At 64.7% G+C, this 5,365-nt stretch carries 4 protein-coding genes and 1 pseudogene; all 5 read left to right on the top strand.

The features are described from left to right. Window positions 1-1,112: leucyl aminopeptidase family protein (locus tag EN984_RS21570; RefSeq protein WP_127383938.1), on the top strand; the 1,112-nt coding region annotated here is incomplete at its 5' end. A 73-nt stretch (window positions 1,113-1,185) separates the two neighbouring features. Continuing rightward, window positions 1,186-1,536 carry a MarR family winged helix-turn-helix transcriptional regulator gene (locus EN984_RS21565; RefSeq protein WP_013533675.1) on the top strand — a complete coding sequence of 117 codons (351 nt, stop codon included), beginning with the start codon at window positions 1,186-1,188 and terminating at the stop codon, window positions 1,534-1,536. Window positions 1,537-1,565: 29 nt separating this feature from the next. Then, on the top strand, window positions 1,566-2,426 hold the full coding sequence (locus tag EN984_RS21560) for an NlpC/P60 family protein (RefSeq protein ID WP_164748718.1): 861 nt from the start codon (window positions 1,566-1,568) through the stop codon (window positions 2,424-2,426). A gap of 201 nt (window positions 2,427-2,627) precedes the next feature. Further along, window positions 2,628-5,177 (top strand): ligase-associated DNA damage response DEXH box helicase, encoded by a 2,550-nt coding sequence (locus EN984_RS21555; protein WP_127270393.1) that lies wholly within the window; start codon window positions 2,628-2,630, stop codon window positions 5,175-5,177. After that, a pseudogene (locus tag EN984_RS21550) lies at window positions 5,174-5,365 on the top strand (metallophosphatase); the annotation flags it as partial. The gene EN984_RS21555 and the pseudogene EN984_RS21550, both read left to right, overlap by 4 nt.

The following is a 5,365-nucleotide window of genomic DNA, read 5'->3' as shown; positions in this document are numbered from 1 at the left end:
GCGACTGGCATTTCGCCTCGGCGCCGGCCGAGCCGGACCTCGCGGCGACCGCGCTGCTGCTCGGCGGCTATGTCTTCACCCGTTACGGCAAGAAGCCAGGCAAGGCGCTGCGCTTCGGCCTGCCGGCAGGCGTCGATGGCGGGCGCGTAGGCCGCATCGCCGATGGCGTCTTCCTGACACGCGATCTGGTCAACACGCCGACCAGCGATATGGGTCCAGAAGATTTGGAGCAGGCGGTGCGGACCCTGGCCGCCAGGCACAAGGCCGAAGTCTCGGTGGTCAAGGGTGACGATCTCCTCGACCGGAATTTCCCGATGATCCATGCTGTCGGCCGTGCGTCGGCCGGCGCGCCGCGCCTGATCGATATGCGATGGGGGCAGCAAGGGGCGCCGAAGGTGACCCTGGTCGGCAAGGGCGTCTGCTTCGACACGGGCGGTCTCGACATCAAGCCATCGTCCGGCATGCTGCTGATGAAAAAGGACATGGGCGGTGCTGCCAATGTCCTTGGCCTCGCCTCGATGATCATGGCTGCCGGGCTGAATGTGCGGCTGCGCGTGCTCATTCCCGCGGTTGAGAATTCGATTGCCGGCAACGCCTTCCGGCCCGGAGATGTGCTTGCGAGCCGCAAGGGCATCACTGTCGAGATCGGCAATACGGATGCCGAGGGGCGGCTGGTGCTGGCCGATGCGCTGGCGCTGGCCGACGAGGAGGAGCCGCAGCTTCTGGTCGACATGGCGACGCTGACCGGGGCTGCCCGCGTCGCGCTCGGCCCCGATCTGCCGCCGTTCTACACAAGTGACGAAGCGCTGGCATCCGATCTTGCGGCGGCTTCCGTCGCGGCCGAGGACCCTCTGTGGCGCATGCCGCTGTGGCGGCCCTACGATGCAAAACTGTCGTCGAAAATCGCCGACATCAACAATGTCACATCAGACGGTTTCGCCGGCTCGATCACGGCGGCGCTGTTCCTGAAACGCTTCGTCGAAAAGACCGAGGGCTGGGCGCATTTCGACATCTTCGCCTGGAACCCGGCCGATCGTCCGCATGGCCCCGCCGGCGGCGAGGCACAAGGCATCCGCGCCCTAGAGCGGATCATCGCGAAACGCTACGGCTGACGGTTGCAGGCGGAGCCGGCAAAATTGCCTCGACTGAAACGGAACCGAAACAATTTGCCGTCATGCTGGCGCGATGTCGATTGCTATGCGCCCGAGCCAGGCCTTGCGACTGTGGCAGCAAGTGATGCTGTCACAGGTGCGCGACGACGCGCCCGATCTGACCATGCGCCAGACGGCGATCCTGTTCACCATCTATCTCGACCCGCCACCGCACACCGTGCGCGGGCTCGCCGCGCGCCTCAATGTCACCAAGCCGGTGATCACCCGCGCGCTCGACACGATGGGCGCTTTGAAACTCGTTTCGCGTCACCGCGATGAACTCGACAAGCGCAATGTGCTGATCAGGCGCACGGTCGAGGGCGCGCTCTTTGTCGAGCGCTTCGGCGATGGTATCATCGCCAAGGCGCTCGAACTGCCGATGTGAGCGCATTACCTTTCAACAGAGTGTTCGATTTGACTGCCAGGGATGCCCGCCTTCACGCTTTTCGCTCCGATCTCGCCGATGCAAGGCTGAAGGGCGAGGTCACCGCCGAGCGCTTCGTCGCCGGCCGGCCGGCGCGGGTCACCGCGTCAGTGGCCGATATGCGCAAGGCGCCGCGGCCGGACGCCGGCGTCAACACGCAAGCGCTGTTCGGCGACGATGTCCTGGTCTTCGATGTCGCTGAGGGCTGGGCCTGGGTCCAGGCCGAACGCGACGGCTATGTCGGCTACGTCGCCGACACGATGCTGGGCAAACGGGACCATGCGCCGACGCACATCGTCTGCGTGCCGCGCACCTTCCTCTACCCCGGGCCGGATCTGCGCTTTCCGATCGCCGGACAATTGTCGATGGGATCGACGGTGACGGTGACGGAGGCCGCCGAGACGCGCGGTACGCACTATGCGGTCCTGCCTTCCGGCGAGGCGTTGATCGCAAGCCACCTGCGGCCGCTGAGTGAAGCTGCCTCCGACTATGTCGCGGTTGCCGAGGCGTTTCTCGGCACGCCCTATCTCTGGGGCGGCACTTCCGGTTTCGGCATCGACTGTTCGGGCCTTGTGCAATTGGCGATGCGCATGGCCGGCAAAGACGTGCTGCGCGATTCCGACATGCAGGCGGCGACACTTGGCGAGCCGCTCGAACCGGGACCTGATTTCTCCGGGTTGCGACGCGGCGATCTGGTGTTCTGGAAGGGCCATGTCGCCGTCATGACCGACGCCGACACGATGATCCACGCCAACGGCCACACCATGCTGGTGTCGCGCGAAGGGCTGAAGGACGCCGTCGCCCGCATCGGATATCTTTACGGCGGTCCGACCGGGTTCAGGAGGCCGTAGCCTTTCTTCCTTCGCCCCGTTCACGGGGAGAAGGTGCCCGAAGGGCGGATGAGAGGCAGTGCCAGCATTTGAAGGTTCGCGCTGCCCCTCACCTGCCTGCCGGCATCCTCTCCCCGTAAACGGGGCGAGGAAAGCTCACCTCGATCACCTTTTGTTCCGATTTTCCTTGGCGTTCGCGCGCCGTCGCGCTACCTCTGGCGGGTGACAGAGCAGCCGCGCCTTGCCGAACAGAATGCCGCCGTGGCCCTGCCCGAACCATTCCTCAGATGGTTCGGCGAGAAAGGCTGGTCGCCGCGCGCCCATCAGATTGGACTTCTGGCGAAAGCCCAGGCCGGGCAATCAGTCCTGCTGATTGCGCCGACCGGTGCCGGCAAGACGCTGGCCGGGTTCCTGCCTTCGCTCACTGAACTGGCCAACCGGCCCAAGAGAAAGCCGGGCCAGGCGCGTCGCGGTATCCACACGCTCTACATCTCGCCGCTGAAGGCGCTGGCCGTCGATATCGAGCGCAATCTCGGCAAGCCGGTGGAGGAAATCGGCCTGCCCGTCACCATCGAGACGCGCACCGGCGACACCCCCGCCCACAAGCGTCAGCGCCAGAAGCTGGTGCCGCCCGACATCCTGCTGACCACGCCCGAGCAACTGGCGCTGCTGATTGCGGCAGGCGATGCAAGACGCTTCTTCGAGGATCTGCGCTACGTCGTGCTCGACGAGTTGCACTCGCTGGTGACGTCGAAACGCGGGCATCTGCTGGCGCTCGGCCTGGCGCGGCTGCGCAGCTTTGTCCCCGGCTTGCAGACGATCGGCCTGTCAGCGACGGTGGCCGAACCGGACGAGTTGCGGCGCTGGCTGGTCAGCCAGAATCCGCCCAAGGGTTCGACCGGCCATAGCATGGCCGAACTGATCGTCGTCACCGGGGGTGCGAAACCGGAGATTTCTATCCTCGATTCCGAAGAGCGCGTGCCTTGGGCGGGACATTCGGCGCGCTACGCCACGCCGGAAATCTATCGCGAGATCAAGCGCCACAAGACGACCCTGCTGTTCGTCAACACGCGCAGCCAGGCGGAGTTGCTGTTCCAGGAATTGTGGCGGGTCAACGAGGACACTTTGCCGATCGCGCTGCATCACGGTTCGCTCGACGTCGCCCAGCGCCGGCGCGTCGAAAAGGCGATGGGGGAAAACGCACTGCGCGCCATCGTCGCCACCTCGACGCTCGACCTCGGCATCGACTGGGGCGATGTCGATCTGGTTGTGCATGTCGGTGCGCCGAAGGGGGCGAGCCGGCTGGCGCAGCGCATCGGCCGCGCCAACCACCGCATGGACGAGCCGTCCAAGGCGATCCTCATTCCCGCCAATCGCTTCGAGGTGCTGGAATGCCGGGCCGCCCTCGACGCCAACTATCTCGGCGCGCAGGACACGCCTCCCTTGATCGATGGCGGGCTCGATGTGCTGGCCCAGCATGTGCTCGGCTGCGCCTGCGGCGCGCCATTCCGTGCCGATGACCTGTTCGAGGAAGTGCGAACGGCTGCGCCCTATGTCAGCCTCGACCGGACGACATTCGACCGCGTCATCGATTTCGTCGCCACCGGCGGCTACGCGCTCAAGAATTACGAGCGCTACGCCCGCATACGCCTGAACAAGGATGGGTTCTGGCGGGTGTCCAATCCGCGCGTCGCCCAACAATACAGGTTGAATGTCGGCACCATCATCGAGGTGCCGGCGCTGAATGTGCGCTATATCAAGGCCGGCGGCAAAGGCGCGGCTTCGCGCGGCGGCCGGGTTCTCGGCAAGATCGAGGAGGCCTTCCTCGAAACGTTGACGCATGGCGACACCTTCATGTTCGCCGGCAAGGTGCTGCGCTTCGAAGGCATCCGCGAGAATGAATGCTTCGTGTCGAACGCGCCCGGCAGCGATGCCAAGGTGCCTTACTATGGCGGCGGCAAGTTCCCGCTTTCGACCTATCTCGCCGAACAGGTCCGCATCATGCTGGACGACCCGCAGCGATGGAAGAAGCTGCCCGAGCAGGTCGCCGACTGGCTGCGATTCCAGGCCGACAAATCGGTGCTGCCCAAACGCGATGACCTGCTGATCGAGACCTTTCCACGAGGCAACCGCCATTACCTGGTGGCTTATCCGTTCGAGGGCAGGCTGGCGCACCAGACGCTCGGCATGCTGCTCACCCGCCGTCTCGACAGGGCGGGAGCCAGGCCGCTCGGCTTTGTCGCCACCGACTATGCGCTGGCGATATGGTCATTGGGCGACATGGGCGCGATGTTCAAAGCAAGGAAGCCTTCGCTTGGCGCCCTTTTCGACCAGGATATGCTGGGCGATGACCTCGAAGCCTGGCTGGCCGACAGCTGGCTTCTCAAACGCACCTTCCGCAATTGCGCGCTGATTTCGGGGTTGATCGAGAAACGCCATCCGGGCCAGGAAAAGAGTGGTCGCCAGGTCACGGTCTCGACCGACCTGATCTATGACGTGCTGCGCAGCCATGAACCGGACCACATCCTGCTTCAGGCGACACGTGCCGATGCGGCCACCGGCCTGCTCGATGTCAGTAGACTTGCCGACATGCTCTCGCGCATCCAGGGTCGAATCGTGCATAAGGCACTCGAACAGATATCGCCGCTCGCCGTGCCGATCATGCTCGAGATCGGCAAGATGCCGGTCCATGGCGAAGCCGATGAAACGCTTTTGATGGATGCGGCGACTTTGGTCGAGGAGGCCATGGGGCCGGAAATGGCTGAGGAATGAATTTTTCGCTGGCGCGCACATCGCTGATTGCCGAGGCCGACCTTGTCGGCATATCAGGCGAGCGCGCCGTCTGCGACCCACGCGGCGTGCTTTATTTTCCGGATCTGCGGCTTCTGGCCGTGTCCGATCTGCATCTGGAAAAGGGTTCGTCGCTGGCACGCCGCGGCACGCTGATCCCGCCCTACGAC

Origin of the sequence: Mesorhizobium sp. M7A.F.Ca.CA.004.12.1.1, assembly GCF_003997835.1 — a bacterium.
Lineage (GTDB): Bacteria > Pseudomonadota > Alphaproteobacteria > Rhizobiales > Rhizobiaceae > Mesorhizobium.
The sequence above is the reverse complement of the archived record's forward strand: the minus strand, read 5'-3'. Positions and strand labels throughout refer to the sequence as shown.